Source organism: Flavobacterium ajazii (assembly GCF_010614725.1).
GTDB lineage: Bacteria > Bacteroidota > Bacteroidia > Flavobacteriales > Flavobacteriaceae > Flavobacterium > Flavobacterium ajazii.
In genome coordinates this window covers 81,703-101,184 of sequence record NZ_JAAEHL010000005.1, presented here as the reverse complement: position 1 = coordinate 101,184, position 19,482 = coordinate 81,703, and the positions used below count along the sequence as shown (strand labels likewise).

Here is a 19,482-nt window from a genome sequence, read left to right as displayed (position 1 = left end):
TATAATACTAAACAAAAAAAGCCTTTCCGTTAAGAAAGGCTTTTCCAATATTGCGGTCTGGACGGGACTCGAACCCGCGACCCCATGCGTGACAGGCATGTATTCTAACCAACTGAACTACCAAACCCTGCGTTATTGTGAGTGCAAAAATACAACAGAACTTTGATTTTACAAGCTTTTTCGGGAATAAAAACAGATAAAATTTTAATTAACTAAATTTCAGTGTTTTAAAATTCTATATTCCGGACAAAAGAGCAGTGTATCACCAGTAAAATAGAGTGTTGAGAGTTTTTTTAAAAAAAAATAACCTTTTTGATGTAACAAATAATATAGTGTTGTATCAAAAGGTAAATTTTTAAAAAAAAGACATTATGAAAACAAAATCCATTCTGGTTATCGTATTTATGCTTATTATCTCAAAATCTGTTTTTTCTCAAACTGCTTTTAAAGTAGAGGTAAAAGGAAAAGGAAATCCTGTTTTAATGTTTCCGGGCTTTGGCTGTACAGGACAGGTATGGGATGAAACCGTAGCTGAAATTTCTAAGACTCACGAATGCCACATTTTTACCTTTGCAGGTTTTGGAAATGTTCCCCCAATTGAAGGTCCCTGGCTTTCTACAATAAAGAGTGAAATCGTTTCCTATGTAAAGGCTAAAAAATTAAAAAAGCCAACCTTAATAGGTCATAGTTTAGGAGGTACTTTAAGTTTATGGCTGGCATCTACAGAAGCCGATCTTTTTAAAAAAGTAATTCTTGTTGATGCATTACCTGCAAGTGCAGTTTTAATGATTCCTAATTACAAAGGTGATATTATTCCTTATGATAATCCCCAAAGCAAAATGATGCTGGCAATGGACGAAAATGCGTTCAATGCAATGAATGCTCAGTCAACTTCCTACATGTGTTTTAATAAAGAAAAACAAAAAACAATAATCGAATGGATGAAAATTGTTGATAGAAAAACTTATGTTTATGGTTATATTGATATGCTTAATTTAGATTTACGAAAAGAAATTACTAAAATTAAAATCCCGGTAGTAATTCTCGCAGCGACAAATCCGGATATTAATACTGTACAAAAGATATACAAGAGTCAATATGAAAATCTGCCTTCCGTTAAAATTTATTACGCAGAAAACTCAGCACATTTTGTAATGTATGATCAGCCAGAGTGGTTTATGGAAAAAGTAAAATCAGAAATCAAATAAAGTGAGTACCGAAGAGCAATTTAACAACATTTACAACAGTCATTATTCTAAGGTATTTCGTTTGTGCAAAGGTTATTTTTGCGGAGATGTAGCATTGGCTTCGGATGCGACTCAGGAAATTTTTATTAAGATATGGGAGAAATTAGATACGTTCCGAAATGAATCAAGTATCAGTACATGGATTTACAGAATTACCGTAAACACTTGTCTCCTTTACTTACGAAAATCATCTGCAAAAAAAGAAATCAGGACTGAAATCCAGTCTCAGGTTGCTTCGGAAACATATTCGAATGAAAAAGAAGAACAACTCGAGAAGATGTACCAATGTATTCAGAAACTTGAAGAAACCAATAAAATGATAATTCTAATGACTTTAGATGGTGTAGAGTACCAGGAAATAGCAGAAGTAATTGGAATAACCGAAGAAGCACTTCGTGTCAGAATCCACAGAATTAAAAAAAGTTTAACTCAATGCGTGCAAAATGAAAACATTTGAAGAATTACAAACGATTTGGAACCAACAAACGGATTCAAACTTAAAGCCAGCTGCAGGGGATATTATTAAAAAAGCAGAGGCGCATACTAAAAAAATTAGACAGAATCATTTTTGGACAAGAGTGATATTAAGTATAAGTTCTGCAATATTAATTTTTTATTATATCTGGACAGGTGCTTACAAAAATGTCTTATTTAGTTTAGGGTTAAGTACTATGATTATAATGCTGGCAACTCGTATAATATTGGAATGGGTTAGTATAGAAAAACTTAAAAATTTAAAGACAGATGTTTCATTGATTGAATACAGCAAACTGGCATATCAATTTTACAAATGGAGAAAAAAAATCCATTATATATTTACCCCCTTGATTTATCTGACATACATTACAGGTTTTACATTTTTATTACCTGTTTTTAAAGAAAGTTTCTCTAGTGGATTTTACCTATATGTAGTTCTAAGCGGATATGGATTTTTACTGTTTTTCGGATTTCTTATGATTAAAATGATTAAAAAAGAAATGCAACTTGTAGTTTTTTTGAAAAACATTAATTGCGAAAATAATCAACATGCAGAAATTCCTTGAAAATTTTATTAAGGGAATTGTTTTTAGGATAATATTAAAAATAAAAAACCCGAATATTGCTATTCGGGTTTTGTGGTACCTCCAGGGATCGAACCAGGGACACATGGATTTTCAGTCCATTGCTCTACCATCTGAGCTAAGGTACCATGCTTGTCGTTACATTTTCTATTTTCATAGCGTTGTGTGAACGTCTTTGCGGGTGCAAATATATAATCATTTTTGGTTTGTACAAAACATTTTTTTAAAAAAATCAATTCGTATCTTCGCATTGGTAAAAAAGTAAATATGGTTTTAACAATTGATGTTGGAAATACTCGGATTAAAGCTGCTGTTTTTGAGGGTGATAGTGTTCTGGAAAAATTTGTTTTTGAAAAAAATGAACTTGAAAATAAAATTGAAAAAATTTTAAAAAAATTTCAAAATTGTTCTGATCTGGTCGTTGCATCTGTTGGAAATATCGAAAAACAATCTTTTTTGTCTTTCGGAAAACAACTTAATATTCATTTTTTAACTCACGAAGATACTTATCCTTTTGTTAATAAGTATGCAACTCCAAAAACTTTAGGGATAGACAGGATGGTTTTGGCTGCCGGAGCGGTTTTGCAGTTTCCGAAACAAAACAGATTAGTAATTGACGTTGGAACCTGTATTACCTACGATTTTATCGATGAATCAGATCATTATTTGGGCGGTGCTATCTCTCCTGGTTTGAGGCTGCGTTATGAAGCATTACATAATTATACTGCTAAACTGCCGCTTCTGGAATTAGAAACGCCGAAATCATATATAGGAAACACTACTGCAGAGTCAATACATTCAGGAATTGTTAACGGTTTCGTCTATGAGATTGACGGTTTTATCGATGAATATCGCGGAAATTTTTCAAATTTTATAATAATTTTAACGGGAGGTGATACAGATTTTTTGGCTAAACGATTAAAAAATACCATATTTGCCAATTCAAATTTCCTACTGGAAAGTTTGAACCAAATATTTCAATATCAAATCGACAATGATTAAAAAAATTATACTAAGCGCCTGTTTGCTTGTTTCGTTTGTTTCCTTTGCTCAGCAGGGTACAGCTTCTCCTTATTCATTTTATGGGATAGGAGATATTAAATTTAAAGGTACTTTAGAAAACAGGTCAATGGCCGGTGTTTCGGTGGAACAGGATAGTATACATATAAATGTAGAAAACCCGGCAAGCTATGCTGGTCTGATGCTGACAACTTTTACTGTGGGAGGTACTTACGGAACTTCTAGTGTGAAGAGCCAAACAGAAAAAGCTAATTCAACAAGATCAACTTTTGATTATTTGCTAGTAGGTATACCAATGGGCAAGTTCGGTGCAGGATTTGGTCTAATTCCTGTTTCATCTGTAGGGTATAAAATTAGAAATGATAATTCTGGTACTCAAGGAGAGACAAGCACTCAGTATGAGGGAGAAGGAGGTTTGAATAAAGCTTTTTTAGCATTAGCCTATAAAATAATGCCAAAGTGGAATGTTGGTGTTGATTTACAATATAATTTTGGAAAAATAGAGACTACTAGTATAGAGGCTATAACTGGAGTTTCCAGTGCAACAAGAGAAACAAATACTTCAATATTGTCCGGTGTTAATTTTGATATTGGTACTATGTATCAAACTAAAATTTATAAAAAAATGGAATTGTTTACTAGTCTTTCTTATACTTTTGGAAGTAAAGTTACATCTGATAGTGAAAGAACTATTGAAGTTGATGGCGATTCAGATGTAATAACGACTGATCCGGCAAATATTATTTTAAAAATGCCTAATAAAATAACCATAGGTGCAGGTATTGGAGAAGCAAGAAAATGGTTGGTAGGTACGAGTCTGGCTTTTCAGAGTACAGGAGAATTTGCTAATTATTATAACACTAAAGAAAATGTAAGTTATGAAAAATATGCAAAATACTCATTAGGAGGGTATTATATTCCTAATTACACATCATTTTCAAGTTATTTTAGCAGAATTACTTATAGAGCCGGTTTCAAATACGAAAAAATTGGTTTGGTGATTAATAATGAGTCCATAAAAGATGTTGGGATATCTTTGGGAGTAGGTTTCCCTATTACAGGGTCTTTCTCTAATGTGAATTTTGGAATTGAATATGGTAAAAAAGGAACTGTTTCTGCAAATTTAGTTCAGGAAAATTATTTAAACTTCAGTCTTAGTTTTTCTTTCAACGACAAATGGTTCGTTAAAAATAAATACAACTAATGTTTAAATTAATGCTTTTTTAAGCTTTTGCAATTTACTACATTTGGCAAATGAATTTACCGAAAAAATATAACATTATAACCGTTGTCACAGTTTTTGCTGTGACACTGTTTTTTGGGTGCGAAAGTAATTTTAAAGAAGTACAGAAAATTAACTTTTCAGAATTTGTTCCGGGAACGGATGCAGATACCATTAATATAAAATATACGGATTCAGGACGTATTACGGGTGTTTTGAAAAGCCGAAAAATGCTGGATTATTCCAGTGTTGATTTTCCTTTTACAGAATTTCCAAAAGGAATTGATGTTACATTATATGATAAAAAGCAAAAGCGTACTTTTATAGTAGCAAATTATGCTGTTTCGTATAAGGATACAGGTATTATCGATCTTCAGGGAAAAGTAAAAATCACTTCTGAAGACGGACAGATGCTTGAAACAGAACAATTATACTTTGATCAGAAAAACGAATGGTTCTACACCGAAAGAAAATTTAAGCTAACGGATGCCAAGGGAGTTTCAAATGGTCAGGGAATAGATTTTAGTAAAGATTTTAAAGTGATAAATTCACAAAGAGTAAGCGGTGAAATTGAAGCCGGTGAAGAATAAAATATAATTATGGGTTATTTAAAATATACACAATACGCTTATCTGATTATTGCAGTTCTTTTTATATACGATGCAATAACAAAAATAAATGCAGGGAACGACACTCCCTGGTTGAGTTTTTTGATTGCCGGAATGGGAGTTTTTATGTTTTTCTTCAGAAGAAAATTTGCTAAAAAATTTGAAGACCGTAACAAGAAACAGTAAAAATGGAAATTGGTATTATAATATCGTGTTTAATACTATCAGCCTTTTTTTCAGGAATGGAAATAGCCTTTATTTCCTCAAATAAAATTTATCTTGAAATAGAAAAGAAACAGGATAATTTTATTTCCCGAATATTATCCAGACTTACTGAAAAACCATCAAAATTTATCGCTGCAATGCTTGTAGGTAATACTATAGCAATGGTTGTGTATGGTTTTTTTACCGGAGATTTGATTCTTAAGTATATTACAGATTCAGAATATCAGTTTTCTGTTTATAGCAACTTATTCCTGCAGACTTTAATTTCAACCTTTATTGTTTTAATAACGGCAGAATTTTTTCCAAAAGTTTTTTTTCAGATTTATGCGAACTCGTTAATTAGGATTTTCGCAATTCCGGCTTATATTTTTTATAGGCTGTTTTATTATATTTCTACTTTTTTTATCAGGATTTCTGATTTTATTCTGAAGAAATTTTTTAAAACAGAAGGAGACCGGGCTCAATTGTATTTTAGTAAAATTGAGTTAGGGAACTACATTACTGAACAAATGAATTCGGTTGAAGATAAGGAAGAAGTTGATTCTGAAATCCAGATTTTTCAGAATGCTTTAGAGTTTTCAGGAGTGAAAGCAAGAGACATCATGACTCCACGGACAGAAATTGTTGATGTAGATTTGTTTGATAGTATTTCTAATCTTAAGGCTTTGTTCATTGAAACAGGCTATTCTAAAATTATTGTAAGTCAAAATTCCCTGGATGATATTGTGGGGTATGTACATTCTTTTGATTTGTTTAAAAAACCAAATACGATAAAGTCAGTTTTAATGGCAGTAGAATTTGTGCCTGAGACTATTTTGATAAAAGACGCCTTGAGCCAGCTTATAAAAAAAAGAAAAAATGTTGCGGTTGTTCTAGATGAATACGGAGGAACTTCAGGAATTATCACAATTGAAGATATTGTAGAGGAGCTTTTTGGCGAAATTGAAGACGAACATGATCTGGACGAAGAATTAATTGAAAAACAATTAAAAGAAAGAGAGTATCTTTTTTCGGCAAGATTAGAGGTTGAATACCTGAATGAAAGGTATAATCTTGAAATTCCCGAAAGTGACTCTTATGGAACTTTAGGCGGTTTTATTGTCGATTTTACAAAAGATATTCCGCAAAAAGGAGAAAAAATCAATATTGGAAATTACCAATTTTTGATAGAAGAATGTTCCAGCAAGAAAATTGAATTAGTAAAAATGACTTTGAAAGAATAATTTTTTATTAATTTTAAAAAAATGTGTAAAATAAAACACTAGTTGTATTGTTATTAACTAGATAATTGTATTTTCGCAAACTGAATATAAAATTAACTATAATAAAAATGGCAGTTTTAGCAAAAATTAGACAGCGTTCCGCTTTATTGATAGGAGTTATTGCACTTGCATTATTTGCATTTATAATACAGGATCTTTTCACAAGAGGAACATTTGGTCAAAGTTCAAAAGATGTAGGAAGCATCGATGGAAAAGATATTTCATTTGAAGACTTTAGAATTAAAGTTAGTAATGTTGAAAAAAGTGGGCAAGGAATTACTTCCACTGAAGCTGCAAACAGAGTATGGGATCAGGAGGTTTCAATCGCATTGTTATCAGCGCAGTTTGATAAACTTGGATTGAGAGTTGGAGAAAAACATCTTTTGGAAGTTTTAAAAGCAGATCCTAATATTGGTAAAAACCCGATGTTCTTAAATGCAGCAGGGATGTTTGATGTTAATAAGTTCAAAGAATACTTCAAAGCAAATCCAGAAGCAGCTCAGTTTATCACTGAGAAAGAAAAAGATGCAACTTTAAATGCTAAATTTCAAATTTACAGCACACTTGTAAAATCAGGTTTGTATACTACTGCAAGTGAAGGAAAGTTAAAATATGAAATGGAAGCCAATAAAGTTAATTTTGCATATGTAGCTGCTTTATATTCTTCTATTAAAGATAGTGAAGTGAAAATTTCTGATTCAGAAATTGTTGACTACATGAAGAAAAATGAGAAAAAATTTAAAGCAGATGCAACTCGTGAAATACAGTATGTTTTAGTTGAAGACAAGCCATCAAAAGAAGATGAGGCTGAAATTAAAGCTAAAATCACGTCTTTATTAAATGGAAGAGTAGAGTATAATGCAAAAACTGGTAAGAATGATACATTGCCAGGCTTTAGAAGCGCAACTAACATTGCTGAATTTGTAAACTCAAATTCTGATATTCCTTACGATTCAACTTATGTTCCTAAAAATTCTTTACCTGCGATTGATGCTGATAAGATATTCAGTTTAGCTCCGGGGCAAATTTACGGACCATATGTTTTTGGAAAATACTATGCAATTTCTAAATCTTTAGGATTTAAAGCAGGTGTTAATGCAAAAGCTAGTCACATCTTAATCGGATACGAAGGGTCTCAGACTCCAAATCAAAAAGAGAAAAGAACAAAAGAAGAAGCTAAAGCTAAAGCTGAAGATATTTTAAAACAAGTTCAGGCTAATCCGGATAGTTTTATGATGCTGGCTTTTACAAGCTCTGATGATTCATCTGCACAGCAAGGTGGTGATTTAGGATATTTTGGTCCAAACCAGATGGTAAAGCCATTCAATGATTTTGTATTCAATAACGGAATTGGAAAAGTAGGTTTAGTTGAAACTCCTTTTGGATTCCACATTATCAAAATTACAGACAAACAAGACGGAATTCGTTTGGCTACAATTGCTCAAAAAATTCAGCCTTCTGAAGCTACATCTGATAAAGTATTTACACTGGCAACTAAATTTGAAATGGATGCTGCTGATAAAGATTTCAATGCTACTGCTAAACAATTAGGATTAAAAGTTGAAGCTCCGGTATCTGCAAAAGCTATGGACGAGTCTTTTGGACCCTTAGGTAACCAACGTGCTATTGTAAGATGGGCATTTGATAAAGAAACAAATACAGGAGATGTAAAGCGTTTTGAAATCGCTAATATTGGTCACGTAATTGCTCAGTACAAAAGCGAAAACAAATCAGGTTTAGTATCTGTTACTATGGCAAGACCTTATGTAGAGCCAATATTGAAGAATAAGAAAAAGGCTGAACTACTAAAAGCTAAGTTGACTGGATCTAATATCGATGCTATTGCTAAAAGTGCTGGAGTTAAAGTACAGCAAGCTACAAATGTTACTTTAGATAATCCGGTTTTACCTGGAGGTGTTGGGCAGGAGCCTAAAGTTGTAGGTAACGCATTCGCATTAACAGCTAATAAAGTATCTGCTCCAATTGAAGGAAATACTGGAGTTTATGTTGTAAAAAATATTAGTACTGTAAAAGCACCAGCATTACAAAATCATGCTGAGTATGTATCAAAAGTAAAAGCACAAAGTGCATCTGATGCAAGCAGAATTTTGCCGGCCTTGAAAAACAATGCTAAAATTGAAGACAACAGATTAGATTTTAATTACTAATTTTAGTAATAAGGAAGAATACAAAACCCGAAACGTTTTAAATGTTTCGGGTTTTTCTTTGTTACAAAATAAGTTTGTAAGATTTTATTTAAACCAAAGAAAGCTGTTTTTCTAATGTCATATAGGAATAATAGAAATATGATTTAAAAAATTTGGGATATTCAATTTATTACAGTTAATTTGTCAGAATTTTTGTTTTAACAAAGTAAATTTGAGGTTATAAATTCCCTATAAAATTATAAAGAAGATGCGGTGTAAGTGCTTTAATAATCAGGTATTTTAATTTATATGTTTAAGTTTTTTAGAAAAAAAGCTAAAGTGTATTCCAAAATTGAAAATCATATTTATGGAATAATTACAGAACTTTTAAAAGTTAGCAGTACTGACATAAATGTTGATGAATTAGGAGGTAAATACTACTTAAGTAACGAAGAACAACATTTTAAAGTTACCATACTAAGTAACGATTACGTTATCAGACTGACCAATACACGTGATTCTGTTGCTGAAAAATACGATAAGGTTTTTGTGGAAGATGTTTTGAAAGCAGTAAAAGAAGAAAAACACCGCAGAATGGAATTGGTTTATGATTCTATTACAAACAGCATAGAAAAGATGGCAGAACGTTTGCATAATACGCTTATTGAATCTAATGAGCAGGAAAATCAAAAAGTTCGCAGACTTCAGACGAAACACACAAAAGATAAAAAAGCAAATTAAGGACAAATTTTTACTTTTATAAAATCATTTCATCGTAAGAAAGAATAGTTTCGTATCCTCTTGAGCTAAAATATTCTTTTGGATTTTCTTTAGAAACAATCATTACGAAATCCCCACCCCATGCACCAAGACTTTTTATTACTCCATTAAAATCAGGGAAAGCTTTTTCTTTAATGGTTTGCAGTTCCAGTATGTCACTCAGGTGTGTTTCGTGATTTTCTAAATTCCTTGCAAATTCTATTAACGTTTTAGAGTTGATAATTGCATTCGTTATTTTATCGTTATCAATTATGTTTTTAGCTAAATGATTATTCTTATTATTGTAGTAGGCATTTATAGCTGTTTTGCTACTTTGTTTTTTGTTTAGATAGACAAAATGGATGTTTTGGGTAAAATCAGGATGAAAGAGTATTGGCTCTACAATTGGTAAATTATTTTCTAAACGGTAAATAATAGGAGTGTCATTCTGCGCACAGGCAATATCGTAACCGCTGCCTCCAAAACTGTTTTTAAGTAAGGTAAAAGCATCAATTTGTGTCCATTGTGCAATGTTGTTTAATAAAGTTGAAGATGTACCCAAGCCCCAGTTTTTTGGAAATGTAAGCTCTGTAGTAACTTTATAACCTTCAGTATTATTTAGGAAAGCTGGGTTTAATTGATAAGCTTCATGTAAAATAGTAACTAAGGTTGTTTTTACAGTCTCAGTTGCTGTGGGAGGGTTATTAATTATCTCATCGAACGAAATAGTATCTTCAAACCAGATTTTTTCATCAAAATTATAGCTTTTCCATTGAATTTCCTGATTTGAACCGGTTTCTACAATTAGGTTTTGTCCAAATTTTGTTGGCAATGCAAAAGCTTTAGCACCGTCAAGAACTAAATATTCTCCTGTTATTAATAGTTTTCCGTTACTGTAAAAGGTTGTTTTCATTCGTTGTTTTTTAGCTCCGATGGCAACGATATCCATTTGAGGTGATCCCGATAGCTATCCGGGAGCCACAAAAGATTTAGTGAACAGCGGGAATAGCTCCTGATTATTTTCTTAAATTTTCAATAAACTCCACTACGGCACTGTGAGATACAGCTGTTTTTTTGAAATGTGTTTTAATTAAATGACGCTCTTCTTCATTGGCTTCAAACTGGTTCATGATATTATTTAAGTGCATTTTCATGTGACCTTCCTGAATTCCGGTTGTGGTTAGGGATCTTAAAGCAGCAAAATTTTGTGCCAGACCAGCTACAGCTACAATTTGCATTAGTTCTTCTGCTGAAGGTTTTTCGAGCATTTCGAGACATAATTTCACTAAAGGATGTAATGAAGTTAATCCGCCAACGGTACCCAATGCTAATGGAATTTCCAGCCAAAAAGTAAAAATACCGTTTTCAATTTTAGCATGTGATAAGCTTGAATATTGTCCGTTTCTTGAAGCGTATGCGTGTAGACCGGCTTCGACTGCTCTGAAATCGTTTCCTGTTGCCAGGATTACGGCATCAACACCATTCATGATTCCTTTATTATGCGTAACGGCCCTGAAAGGTTCTGCTTCGGCAATTTGTACAGCCTGAACAAAACGCTGAGCAAAATCCTCAGGATTCGAAATGTGTTTTTCTGTTAAATCTTCTACCGGGCATGAAACTTCAGCTCTTACAATACAGTTGGGAACATAATTTGACAAAATGCTCATGATTACCTGAATTTCGAAACCAGATTTTAGGGCCTCTTCTTTTAATGTGAAAGCAAACTGCTCCAGACAGGAATTGATAAAATTGGCTCCCATACTGTCTTTTGTTTCAAAAGTGGCATGAAGCTGAAAATAATTTTCCAGTAAATTTCTTTTATCTTTTAATTGTATATCACGAATTCCTCCGCCACGCTGCTGCATGTTTTTGGTAATGCTTTGAGTTTCTGAAAAGAATTTTGGTTTTATTTCGTTGAAAAAGGCAATCAGTTTTTCGGCATCTCCTTTGAAAGTAAAATGAACCTGACCAATTTTTTCGGTATCAAGAACAGTAGCTTTAAATCCGCCACGTGTTGCCCAGTATTTTGCTGATTTTGATGCTGCTGCGACTACAGAACTTTCTTCAATCGCCATTGGAATGGTTTTGTAGTTGCCGTTAATTAAAAAATTGGGAGCTACACCAAGCGGAATGTATAAATTAGTTATGGTATTTTCTATAAATTCATCATGCAGTTGCTGAAGCTTTTCATCTGAATTCCAGTAATTTCTTATTATATTTTGTACTTCTTCAGGGTTAGAAAAAAATTCTTGGGCAATCCAGTTGATTTTTTCATTTTTGGATAATTTAGAAAATCCGGCAACAGCGTTGTTCATTCTCAGTATATTAAATAATAATGTTGCGGCAAAGATACCAATTTAAGAGTTTTGTTTATAATCTATTTAAAATTTGAAAAGGATATAAATGTACTTTTTTTAACATTTAACAGTTAAAATGTGTATTATGTTTATTTTTTTCATTAAAATTGGACTCTTTTTTAAATAAAATAATGCTAATGAATACAGGTAAAATTACTCTGATATTTTTATTGCTGGTTACAACTGTTTTTGGACAGCAAAAAATTACCGTTGAAAATATTTATAGTGGTGCTTTTCGGACGAAAGGAATGGATGAATTGCAATCCTTAAAAAATACAAATCAATATACGGTTTTAAATGTAGACCAGGCAAGCAGAAGCATGCAGATTGATTTATATGACTTTGCAACTTTAAAAAAAGTATCAAACTTAATCGATACTAAAAATCATGTAGCTCTATCAGACGGAATTGACAGTTACACATTTGATGCTTCTGAAAAAAAGATTTTAATTGCCTGTAATTCCAATCAGATATTTCGCCACTCATTTACAGCTGATTATTATTTATATGATATAGCTTCTAAATCATTAACAAAACTTTTTGATTTTCAGGTTCAGGAACCGACTTTTTCTCCTGACGGAACTAAAATTGCTTATGCCAAAGAAAATAACCTTTATGTATATGACATAGCTTCAAAAAATTCGACAGCAGTTACTACTGATGGAAAGAAAAATGCAATCATTAACGGTATTACAGATTGGGTTTATGAAGAAGAATTTGCTTTTGTCCGGGCATTTGACTGGAGTAAAGACAGTAAAAAACTAGCTTATATCCGTTTTGATGAGAGCCAGGTTCCGGAGTTCTCAATGTCGATTTTTCAACAAAGTTTATACCCAACGATTGAAACTTTCAAATATCCGAAGGCAGGAGAAAAAAACTCAGAAGTATCTTTACATATCTTTGATGTAGCCGGAAATGGTACTAAAAAAGTTGATTTAGCAAAGTATAATGACTTTTATGTCGCAAGGCTACAATGGACAAATGATAATAATACTTTGTCAGCACAGGTTTTAAACCGTCATCAGGATAATCTCGATTTATTATTTATTGATGGAACTACAGCTGCAGCAAAAGTGGTACTAAATGAAAAGGATAAGGCTTATGTCGACGTTACAGATAATTTGACTTTCTTAAAAGATAATGGTTTTATCTGGACCAGCGAAAAAGATGGATTTAATCATATTTATGTTTATGATAAAGCCGGAAAGATTAAAAATCAGGTTACAAAAGGAAACTGGGAAGTGACTTCATACTACGGTTTCGACGAAAAAACAAAAACTATTTTCTATCAGTCTACTGAAAATGGTTCTATCAACAGAGCAGTTTACCGTATTTCATTGGACGGGAAAAACAAAACAGCTTTAACTACTAAAATTGGAACAAGTGCAGCGACTTTCAGTCCAAATTTCCAATATTTTATTACTACTTTTTCAAGTAATTTACAGCCTACAACTTATACTTTAAATGAAGCGAAAACCGGAAAGGAAATTCAGGTAATCGAAGATAATAAAGCTCTTGCTGCTAAATTAGAAGCTTACAATCTGCCAAAAAAGGAATTCTTCGTTTTAAAAACAGCTAAAGGAAATGAATTAAATGCCTGGATTTTAAAACCAAAAGATTTTGATCCTTCTAAAAAATACCCTGTTTTTATGTACCAATATTCTGGTCCGGGATCTCAGCAGGTAAATAATGACTGGAATAATACAGATGATTACTGGTTTCTTTCGCTTACACAACAAGGTTATATTGTAGCTTGTGTTGATGGAAGAGGAACAGGTTTCAAAGGTGCTGATTTTAAAAAGGTAACACAAAAAGAATTAGGTAAATACGAAGTAGAAGATCAGATTGATGCTGCCAAAGTTATTGGTGCTTATCCTTATGTCGATGCTTCAAGAATTGGAATTTTTGGATGGAGTTATGGTGGTTTTATGGCTTCAAATTGTATTTTTCAGGGAGCAGATGTATTCAAAATGGCAATTGCTGTTGCTCCGGTAACCAACTGGCGTTTTTATGATAGTGTTTATACCGAAAGATATATGCAGACACCGCAGGAAAATGCAAACGGATATGATAATAATTCCCCAATCAACCACGTAAATAAATTAAAAGGTAAATTCCTTTTGATTCACGGTTCGGGAGATGATAATGTACATGTACAAAACTCCATGCAGATGATGGAGGCTCTAATCCAGGCAAACAAACAATTTGATTCCCAGATATATCCTGATAAAAACCACGGTATTTATGGTGGAAAAACCAGAATTCAGTTGTATAATAAAATGACTAATTTCATAAAAGAAAATTTATAATAGTAAGCATGAGCGCAATTAGACCAACTTTAGAGGAAATTCAAAATTTCGAAGGAAAATACCCGAAACAGTTATGGTATTTGTTTTTTGTTGAAATGTGGGAGCGTTTTTGTTTCTACGGAATGCGTGGTGTGTTGACCATTTTTATGGCAGATCAGCTTTTAGGATTAGCTTTATCTGATAAAGATGCCAATTTAAAATACGGTGCTATTCAGGCGTTTGTGTATGCTTTCACTTTTATAGGTGGAATTTTTGCGGACAAAATTTTAGGGTTTAAAAAATCATTGTTTTTCGGAGGTCTAATTATGATTTTAGGAAACTTAATCATTGCGTTTTCCCCGCAAGCCTTATTTTATGTCGGAATTACACTGACTATTATAGGTACAGGTTTTTTTAAACCGAATATATCTTCGATGGTTGGTGAATTATACAAGGAAGGTGATCCTCGTCGTGATGCAGGTTTTGGCTTGTTTTATTCAGGAATTAATGCTGGAGCTTTTTTAGGAGGTATTGTTTGTGTTTATTTAGGGAAAAGTGAAGATTTTGGATGGAGTTATGCTTTTTTGGCTGCCGCTGCTGTAATGGTTATTGGATTAATCACTTTTGTGTATACTAAAAATGCATTAGGTCCAATTGGAGACTCGCCGTTATTAGAAAATGAACCTTCAAAACGCAAAACCAAAGAAATTGCTGTGTATGTTGGAGCCTTACTGAGTATTCCGCTTGTCTTTTTGATGATTAAAAATACTGACTATACAGATTATTTTATGTATAGTATTGGTCCATTAGCCTTGTTGTATTTCTTGTATGAAACATTTAAAGAAAATAGTGAAGCAGCGCGTAAAAAATTAATTGCAGCATTGGTTTTTATTTTATTCTCAGTAGTTTTCTGGGCTTTCTTTGAACAAAGTGGAGGATCATTATCTTTATTTGCAAAATACAATCTTTCGGACAAGTTGTTGTTTTTCAATATTGATCCTAATATGGTGAACAACTCTTCAAACTCTTTGTTCGTAATTATTTTTAGTCCAATTATCGGTTTGTTATGGTTAGGATTAGCAAAACGAAAAATTGAGCCGAACACTGTAATTAAATTTGGAATTGGATTTTTGTTCTTAGCTGCGGCGTTTTATGTTTTTTACTCTACTCGTTTCTTTGCTGGTCCGGATGGTAAAACATCTTTAAATGTTTTTACGGTTTCATACCTGATTATTACTTTGGCAGAGTTGTGTTTGTCGCCAATTGGGTTGTCAATTATGACCAAATTATCTCCAAAAAGATTGTCAGGAATGATGATGGGAATGTGGTTTTTGGCGAGTGCTTACGGGCAATATGTTGCAGGTTTGTTAGGGGCAGGCATGTCGTCTCCTGATGAGAATGCTTCGGCAGCAGATAAATTGATTGCTTTTACTGATGGTTATTATCAATTGGCAATTTATGCACTGATTGCGGGTATAGTTTTGGTTGCACTTTCACCTTTGGTGCGTAAGTTAATGCAGGAGGTTAAATAAAAAGTTCTTAAAAGAATTAGTTTTAAATTTTTAATATGAGTCAGAACAATACAGATCAATTTTTTAAGAGTACCGTTTTAGGACATCCTGCCGGTTTATTCGTTTTATTTTTTACAGAGATGTGGGAGCGTTTTTCGTTTTATGGAATGCGTTCATTATTGATTTTATTTTTAACCACTTCTTTTGTAGATGGCGGCTGGGGCTGGACTCGTGAAAACGCTTCTGCGCTTTTCGGTTCTTATGTAGGATTGGTTTATCTGTCTACCATGCTTGGCGGTTATTTTGCAGACAAAGTAATTGGTTTTCGCTGGGCGGTTGTTGTAGGGGCGGTTTTAATGACGTTGGGTCATGCTTCTATGGCGGTTGAAACAGAATTTTCTATTTACTTGGGATTAGTATTATTGGTCTTTGGAAATGGTTTTTTCAAACCAAATATGACTTCTATTGTTTCAGAAATGTACAAAGATCGTCCTGAAAAGAAAGACGGAGCCTATACTTTGTTTTATATGGGCGTGAATGCAGGTGCTTTTTTCGGAATTTTGCTTTGTGGATATTTGGGAGAAAAAGTAGGTTGGAGTTATGGTTTTGGATTAGCAGGAATTTTTATGTTCTTCGGAATGCTGCAGTTTTGGCTGTCTCAAAATATTTTTGGAGATATCGGTTTAAAACCAAACAAAGAAAGCAAGGCACAAGCTGAAGCTTTGGATACAGATAAAAGAAATCCTTTTTCACCGTTGCAGTTAGCAGCAATAGCATTCTCTTCAATTGTGGCGTTATTATGGCTTGTAAATGATCCTGCAGCAAAAATATCGGGAGGAAAGGTAAATATTTTTTCTTTCCTTGGGGATAACGGAAATTCAATTGCGATACTTTCTGCTCTGATTGTTTTTATTGTCTTATTAGTTTACAGATTTACGCAATATTCAAAAATCACTAAAGAAAAGTTGATAGCTGTAACTTTCTTTGCTTTTCTGACAATCTTCTTTTGGGCAATTTTTGAGCAGTCTCCAAACAGTTTGACCATTTTTGCCAGTGATTATACAGATCGTGTTTTGGTTGGAAATTGGAGCGTAATTTTTTTAGTAGTAAATTCATTAATTACGATTTTACCTTTGGTTATTATTACATGGGTTTTGATTTTATTGTTCAGGCAGACTTTTAAATTATATGCTGTCGCTAATATTATTTTGAGTATTAGTTTTGTCATTATTTGGGCGATAGCAATCTGGATGCTGGTTAAAGATTATTATACAGCCGGATATCTGTCATTGTCAGATGAAACATTAAAATCTTTAAAGATTGATAAAGTTACCGTGGCATTAACAGAAGTTCCTGCTACCTGGTTTTCTACTTTAAACTCATTGTTTATCATTTCGTTAGCTCCATTGTTTTCTAAATGGTGGGAAAGTAAATACAACCCTTCTGCGAATTTAAAATATGGTATCGGAATGGGATTGCTTGCATTAGGAATGGCTTGTGTAGCTTTTGGTGCAAATGGTATCGAGCCGGGTGCTAAAACGGCGTCGGTAAGTATGATTTGGCTGATTTTGGTTTATCTTTTTCATACAATGGGAGAGCTTTGTATTTCTCCGGTTGGACTTTCGTATGTTAGTAAATTAGTTCCTGCCCGTATGATTGCTTTTATGTTTGGGGTTTGGTATCTGGCAGTGGCCATCGGAATGAAAGGAGCAGGTATGTTTGGTGAGAATATTGATAAAATTGCCAATGAGCACGGTTTAAGTTATTTCTTTTGGATGCTGACTATTATATCAATTTTGGTGGCTTTGTTTTCAATTTTAATGACCCCTGTTATTAAAAAATTAATGCATGGAGTGAGATAACTACCAGTGATGTTATTTTTATTTAAATTTGAAGAAAATTAAAACGAAATGAAAAAAATATTTATACTGGCATTTTTTACAATAGGTTCTTTTGCCTTGCAGGCTCAAGAGCTAAATTGGCATACAGATGTTAGAGAAGCAATTGAGATTAGTAATAAGGAAAAAAAGCCTTTAATGATGTTTTTTACAGGGAGTGACTGGTGTGGCTGGTGTATCCGTTTGCAAAATGAGGTTTTGAAAACGCCTGAATTTCAAAAATGGGCAAAAGAAAATGTAATTTTGGTTGAATTGGATTACCCTAGAAGAACTGCTCAGGTTCCGGAAATTAAAAATCAAAATGCTGAATTACAGCAAGCTTTTGCAGTTCAGGGATATCCAACGGTTCACTTTGCAACAGCAGAAAGTAAGGATGGAAAAGTAAACTTTAAAGGTCTTGGGAACACCGGTTATGTTGCCGGAGGCCCAACGGCTTGGCTGGCAGTAGCTAACGGAATAATTAAGCCTCCAAAGATGTAAAAATCTTTTTTATAAATAATAAAAGATCTCCTCATGATAAAAAGTGAGGGGATTTTTTTGTTTAATAAACAATGTCTTTTTAAGGTTTGTTTTGTTAAATATTGTATTTTGATAAAATATTGGAATTAAAAAAACACATTATGTATTTTTAGTGCTAAAAAATCTTGTAGAATTAAAATATAATGTTAATTTCGTTTTGCTAACTAACCAAATCTTTTATACTATGATAAAAAAATTACTCCTACTAATTTTCTTTTTAGGTTCAGTCACTTTTCAAGCACAAAATTTAGTCTGGAAAACCAGTATGGACACTGCTATAGCCGCCAGTAATGAAGAAAATAAACCAATGCTGATCTTTTTTACTGCTTCTAGTGCTCCAAATAATCTTCAAAATGAAGTTTTTAAAACACCGGATTTTGCTGTTTGGTCAAGAGATAATGTTATATTGGTTAAACTAGATTTATCTGATATGAATGCGTCTGATACAGATAAAGAGCAAAATGTAAAACTTAAAAATGCATTCGGAGTTGAAGATCTACCTGAAGTTTGTTTTGCAAGTGCTTCAATCAGAAAAAATAAAACGACATTTCAGGCGCTTGGTAAAATTGGATACAAATCAGGAGGAGCCAAGGCGTGGATTGCGGAATCAGAAGCTATTTTACACCCAAGTGAATAAAGCTTAAATAAAGTTTTTAAATTTTTTAAATAACCCTTTTTGGCAATTGTCGAGGAGGGTTTTTTGTATAAAAGAAGTTAGAAATAGTTGAATATTTGAAATTTTAAAGCTGTAAAAATTTAATTAAATTTAAATTTTTGGTAATAAATAATTAATTCCATTTTAATACATTTTGTCTGTGACATTTGTTTAAAAAATGGGGCTTTCGATGTTTATTTTATGTTAATTTAGTTTTTTAATACAATCGAAAACAATTTTATATGAGCCGAAAATTACTTATTCCAGTGTTATTCTTTCTGATTAACATTTCAATGAAATCACAGGGATTAGAGTGGAAAACTAACATTACAGATGCTATAATTCTAAGTAATGAAGTAAAAAAACCAATACTTATTTTATTTACAGCAACAGATGCACCAGAAGATTTACAAAATGAAGTTTTTAAAACTGAAGACTTTGAAAAATGGTCCCGAAAAAATGTTGTTTTACTAAAACTTGACTTTTCTGAAACGGAGGAATCAACCGAAGAAAGAGATCAGAATATTAAATTAAAAAAAGCCTTTGGAGTTCAAAATCTTCCTGAAGTATACCTAGCTAAGGCATTTGTAAGAAATGATGAAAGAGCTTTTAATATATTGGGTAAACTGCCTTATAATTTTGGAGGAGTAGAAGGCTGGATAAATGATTCCAATTCAGTATTGAATAGACAATAATTTAATTA

The 19,482-nt window shown here is 32.7% G+C and carries 18 protein-coding genes and 2 tRNA genes; 16 read left to right on the top strand and 4 right to left on the bottom strand.

The annotated features are described in order from the left end of the window. Positions 1 to 53 precede the first annotated feature (53 nt). Positions 54 to 127, bottom strand: a tRNA-Asp gene (locus GWR14_RS10635). Between the two features lie 244 nt (positions 128 to 371). On the opposite strand from GWR14_RS10635, the gene GWR14_RS10630 reads away from it, so the two are divergent. The 3 genes from GWR14_RS10630 to GWR14_RS10620 are packed head-to-tail and all read left to right on the top strand — an operon-like array spanning position 372 to position 2,290. After that, positions 372 to 1,208, top strand: coding sequence for an alpha/beta fold hydrolase (locus tag GWR14_RS10630; RefSeq protein ID WP_163409008.1), 837 nt, complete (start codon positions 372 to 374; stop codon positions 1,206 to 1,208). A 1-nt stretch (position 1,209) separates the two neighbouring features. Next, a complete protein-coding gene (locus GWR14_RS10625; protein ID WP_163409007.1) occupies positions 1,210 to 1,704 on the top strand; it encodes an RNA polymerase sigma factor in 495 nt (164 codons plus the stop codon). Beyond that, entirely contained in the window at positions 1,691 to 2,290 is a 600-nt protein-coding gene (locus tag GWR14_RS10620; protein ID WP_163409006.1) for a hypothetical protein, read from the top strand. The genes GWR14_RS10625 and GWR14_RS10620 overlap by 14 nt, the downstream gene beginning before the upstream one ends. A 73-nt stretch (positions 2,291 to 2,363) precedes the next feature. On the opposite strand, the gene GWR14_RS10615 is transcribed toward GWR14_RS10620, so the two are convergent. Then, positions 2,364 to 2,436: transfer RNA gene (locus tag GWR14_RS10615), tRNA-Phe, on the bottom strand. Between the two features lie 139 nt (positions 2,437 to 2,575). Here GWR14_RS10615 and GWR14_RS10610 point away from each other — a divergent pair. The 7 genes from GWR14_RS10610 (at position 2,576) to GWR14_RS10580 (ending at position 9,533) form a co-directional block, all read left to right on the top strand. Further along, positions 2,576 to 3,310 carry a type III pantothenate kinase gene (locus tag GWR14_RS10610; protein WP_163409005.1) on the top strand — a complete coding sequence of 245 codons (735 nt, stop codon included), beginning with the start codon at positions 2,576 to 2,578 and terminating at the stop codon, positions 3,308 to 3,310. Next, complete coding sequence (locus GWR14_RS10605; RefSeq protein WP_163409004.1) at positions 3,303 to 4,532, top strand: PorV/PorQ family protein; 1,230 nt, start codon at positions 3,303 to 3,305, stop codon at positions 4,530 to 4,532. The genes GWR14_RS10610 and GWR14_RS10605 overlap by 8 nt, the downstream gene beginning before the upstream one ends. A 50-nt stretch (positions 4,533 to 4,582) precedes the next feature. Then, complete coding sequence (lptC, locus tag GWR14_RS10600; RefSeq protein ID WP_163409003.1) at positions 4,583 to 5,140, top strand: LPS export ABC transporter periplasmic protein LptC; 558 nt, start codon at positions 4,583 to 4,585, stop codon at positions 5,138 to 5,140. A gap of 9 nt (positions 5,141 to 5,149) precedes the next feature. Beyond that, positions 5,150 to 5,344 carry a hypothetical protein gene (locus GWR14_RS10595; protein WP_163409002.1) on the top strand — a complete coding sequence of 65 codons (195 nt, stop codon included), beginning with the start codon at positions 5,150 to 5,152 and terminating at the stop codon, positions 5,342 to 5,344. Positions 5,345 to 5,346: 2 nt separating this feature from the next. Beyond that, positions 5,347 to 6,606, top strand: coding sequence for a hemolysin family protein (locus GWR14_RS10590; RefSeq protein ID WP_163409001.1), 1,260 nt, complete (start codon positions 5,347 to 5,349; stop codon positions 6,604 to 6,606). Between the two features lie 107 nt (positions 6,607 to 6,713). Next, positions 6,714 to 8,813 carry a peptidylprolyl isomerase gene (locus tag GWR14_RS10585; protein WP_163409000.1) on the top strand — a complete coding sequence of 700 codons (2,100 nt, stop codon included), beginning with the start codon at positions 6,714 to 6,716 and terminating at the stop codon, positions 8,811 to 8,813. A 318-nt stretch (positions 8,814 to 9,131) separates the two neighbouring features. After that, entirely contained in the window at positions 9,132 to 9,533 is a 402-nt protein-coding gene (locus GWR14_RS10580) for a hypothetical protein (protein ID WP_246236316.1), read from the top strand. Between the two features lie 16 nt (positions 9,534 to 9,549). Here the strand turns inward: GWR14_RS10580 and GWR14_RS10575 are convergent, their stop codons facing one another. Both GWR14_RS10575 and GWR14_RS10570 read right to left on the bottom strand, forming a co-directional pair. Further along, positions 9,550 to 10,464: a GYDIA family GHMP kinase gene (locus GWR14_RS10575; RefSeq protein WP_163408998.1), complete on the bottom strand. Its 915-nt coding sequence runs from the start codon at positions 10,462 to 10,464 to the stop codon at positions 9,550 to 9,552. 103 nt (positions 10,465 to 10,567) lie between these two features. Then, positions 10,568 to 11,866, bottom strand: a complete 1,299-nt coding sequence (locus GWR14_RS10570) for a hydroxymethylglutaryl-CoA reductase, degradative (RefSeq protein ID WP_163408997.1) — start codon at positions 11,864 to 11,866, stop codon at positions 10,568 to 10,570. Positions 11,867 to 12,045: 179 nt separating this feature from the next. Between GWR14_RS10570 and GWR14_RS10565 the strand changes: the two genes are divergently transcribed. From GWR14_RS10565 to GWR14_RS10540, 6 genes are all read left to right on the top strand, one after another. After that, complete coding sequence (locus tag GWR14_RS10565; protein WP_163408996.1) at positions 12,046 to 14,217, top strand: S9 family peptidase; 2,172 nt, start codon at positions 12,046 to 12,048, stop codon at positions 14,215 to 14,217. Between the two features lie 8 nt (positions 14,218 to 14,225). Further along, positions 14,226 to 15,728 (top strand): peptide MFS transporter, encoded by a 1,503-nt coding sequence (locus GWR14_RS10560; RefSeq protein ID WP_163408995.1) that lies wholly within the window; start codon positions 14,226 to 14,228, stop codon positions 15,726 to 15,728. Between the two features lie 35 nt (positions 15,729 to 15,763). After that, positions 15,764 to 17,569, top strand: a complete 1,806-nt coding sequence (locus GWR14_RS10555) for a peptide MFS transporter (RefSeq protein ID WP_163408994.1) — start codon at positions 15,764 to 15,766, stop codon at positions 17,567 to 17,569. A gap of 48 nt (positions 17,570 to 17,617) precedes the next feature. After that, positions 17,618 to 18,085, top strand: coding sequence for a thioredoxin family protein (locus tag GWR14_RS10550; RefSeq protein ID WP_163408993.1), 468 nt, complete (start codon positions 17,618 to 17,620; stop codon positions 18,083 to 18,085). Positions 18,086 to 18,308: 223 nt separating this feature from the next. Continuing rightward, a complete protein-coding gene (locus tag GWR14_RS10545; RefSeq protein ID WP_163408992.1) occupies positions 18,309 to 18,761 on the top strand; it encodes a thioredoxin domain-containing protein in 453 nt (150 codons plus the stop codon). Positions 18,762 to 19,021: 260 nt separating this feature from the next. After that, positions 19,022 to 19,474, top strand: a complete 453-nt coding sequence (locus tag GWR14_RS10540; protein WP_163408991.1) for a thioredoxin domain-containing protein — start codon at positions 19,022 to 19,024, stop codon at positions 19,472 to 19,474. Positions 19,475 to 19,482 lie beyond the last annotated feature (8 nt).

What these genes read in the sequence shown, in the direction of transcription:
- GWR14_RS10630 (WP_163409008.1), top strand. Translation starts at nt 372, where the DNA reads ATGAAAACAAAATCCATTCTGGTTATCGTATTTATGCTTATTATCTCA.
- GWR14_RS10620 (WP_163409006.1), top strand. Translation starts at nt 1,691, where the DNA reads ATGAAAACATTTGAAGAATTACAAACGATTTGGAACCAACAAACGGAT.
- GWR14_RS10610 (WP_163409005.1), top strand. Translation starts at nt 2,576, where the DNA reads ATGGTTTTAACAATTGATGTTGGAAATACTCGGATTAAAGCTGCTGTT.
- GWR14_RS10605 (WP_163409004.1), top strand. Translation starts at nt 3,303, where the DNA reads ATGATTAAAAAAATTATACTAAGCGCCTGTTTGCTTGTTTCGTTTGTT.
- lptC (WP_163409003.1), top strand. Translation starts at nt 4,583, where the DNA reads ATGAATTTACCGAAAAAATATAACATTATAACCGTTGTCACAGTTTTT.
- GWR14_RS10595 (WP_163409002.1), top strand. Translation starts at nt 5,150, where the DNA reads ATGGGTTATTTAAAATATACACAATACGCTTATCTGATTATTGCAGTT.
- GWR14_RS10590 (WP_163409001.1), top strand. Translation starts at nt 5,347, where the DNA reads ATGGAAATTGGTATTATAATATCGTGTTTAATACTATCAGCCTTTTTT.
- GWR14_RS10585 (WP_163409000.1), top strand. Translation starts at nt 6,714, where the DNA reads ATGGCAGTTTTAGCAAAAATTAGACAGCGTTCCGCTTTATTGATAGGA.
- GWR14_RS10575 (WP_163408998.1), bottom strand. Translation starts at nt 10,464, where the DNA reads ATGAAAACAACCTTTTACAGTAACGGAAAACTATTAATAACAGGAGAA.
- GWR14_RS10570 (WP_163408997.1), bottom strand. Translation starts at nt 11,866, where the DNA reads ATGAACAACGCTGTTGCCGGATTTTCTAAATTATCCAAAAATGAAAAA.
- GWR14_RS10565 (WP_163408996.1), top strand. Translation starts at nt 12,046, where the DNA reads ATGAATACAGGTAAAATTACTCTGATATTTTTATTGCTGGTTACAACT.
- GWR14_RS10560 (WP_163408995.1), top strand. Translation starts at nt 14,226, where the DNA reads ATGAGCGCAATTAGACCAACTTTAGAGGAAATTCAAAATTTCGAAGGA.
- GWR14_RS10555 (WP_163408994.1), top strand. Translation starts at nt 15,764, where the DNA reads ATGAGTCAGAACAATACAGATCAATTTTTTAAGAGTACCGTTTTAGGA.
- GWR14_RS10550 (WP_163408993.1), top strand. Translation starts at nt 17,618, where the DNA reads ATGAAAAAAATATTTATACTGGCATTTTTTACAATAGGTTCTTTTGCC.
- GWR14_RS10545 (WP_163408992.1), top strand. Translation starts at nt 18,309, where the DNA reads ATGATAAAAAAATTACTCCTACTAATTTTCTTTTTAGGTTCAGTCACT.
- GWR14_RS10540 (WP_163408991.1), top strand. Translation starts at nt 19,022, where the DNA reads ATGAGCCGAAAATTACTTATTCCAGTGTTATTCTTTCTGATTAACATT.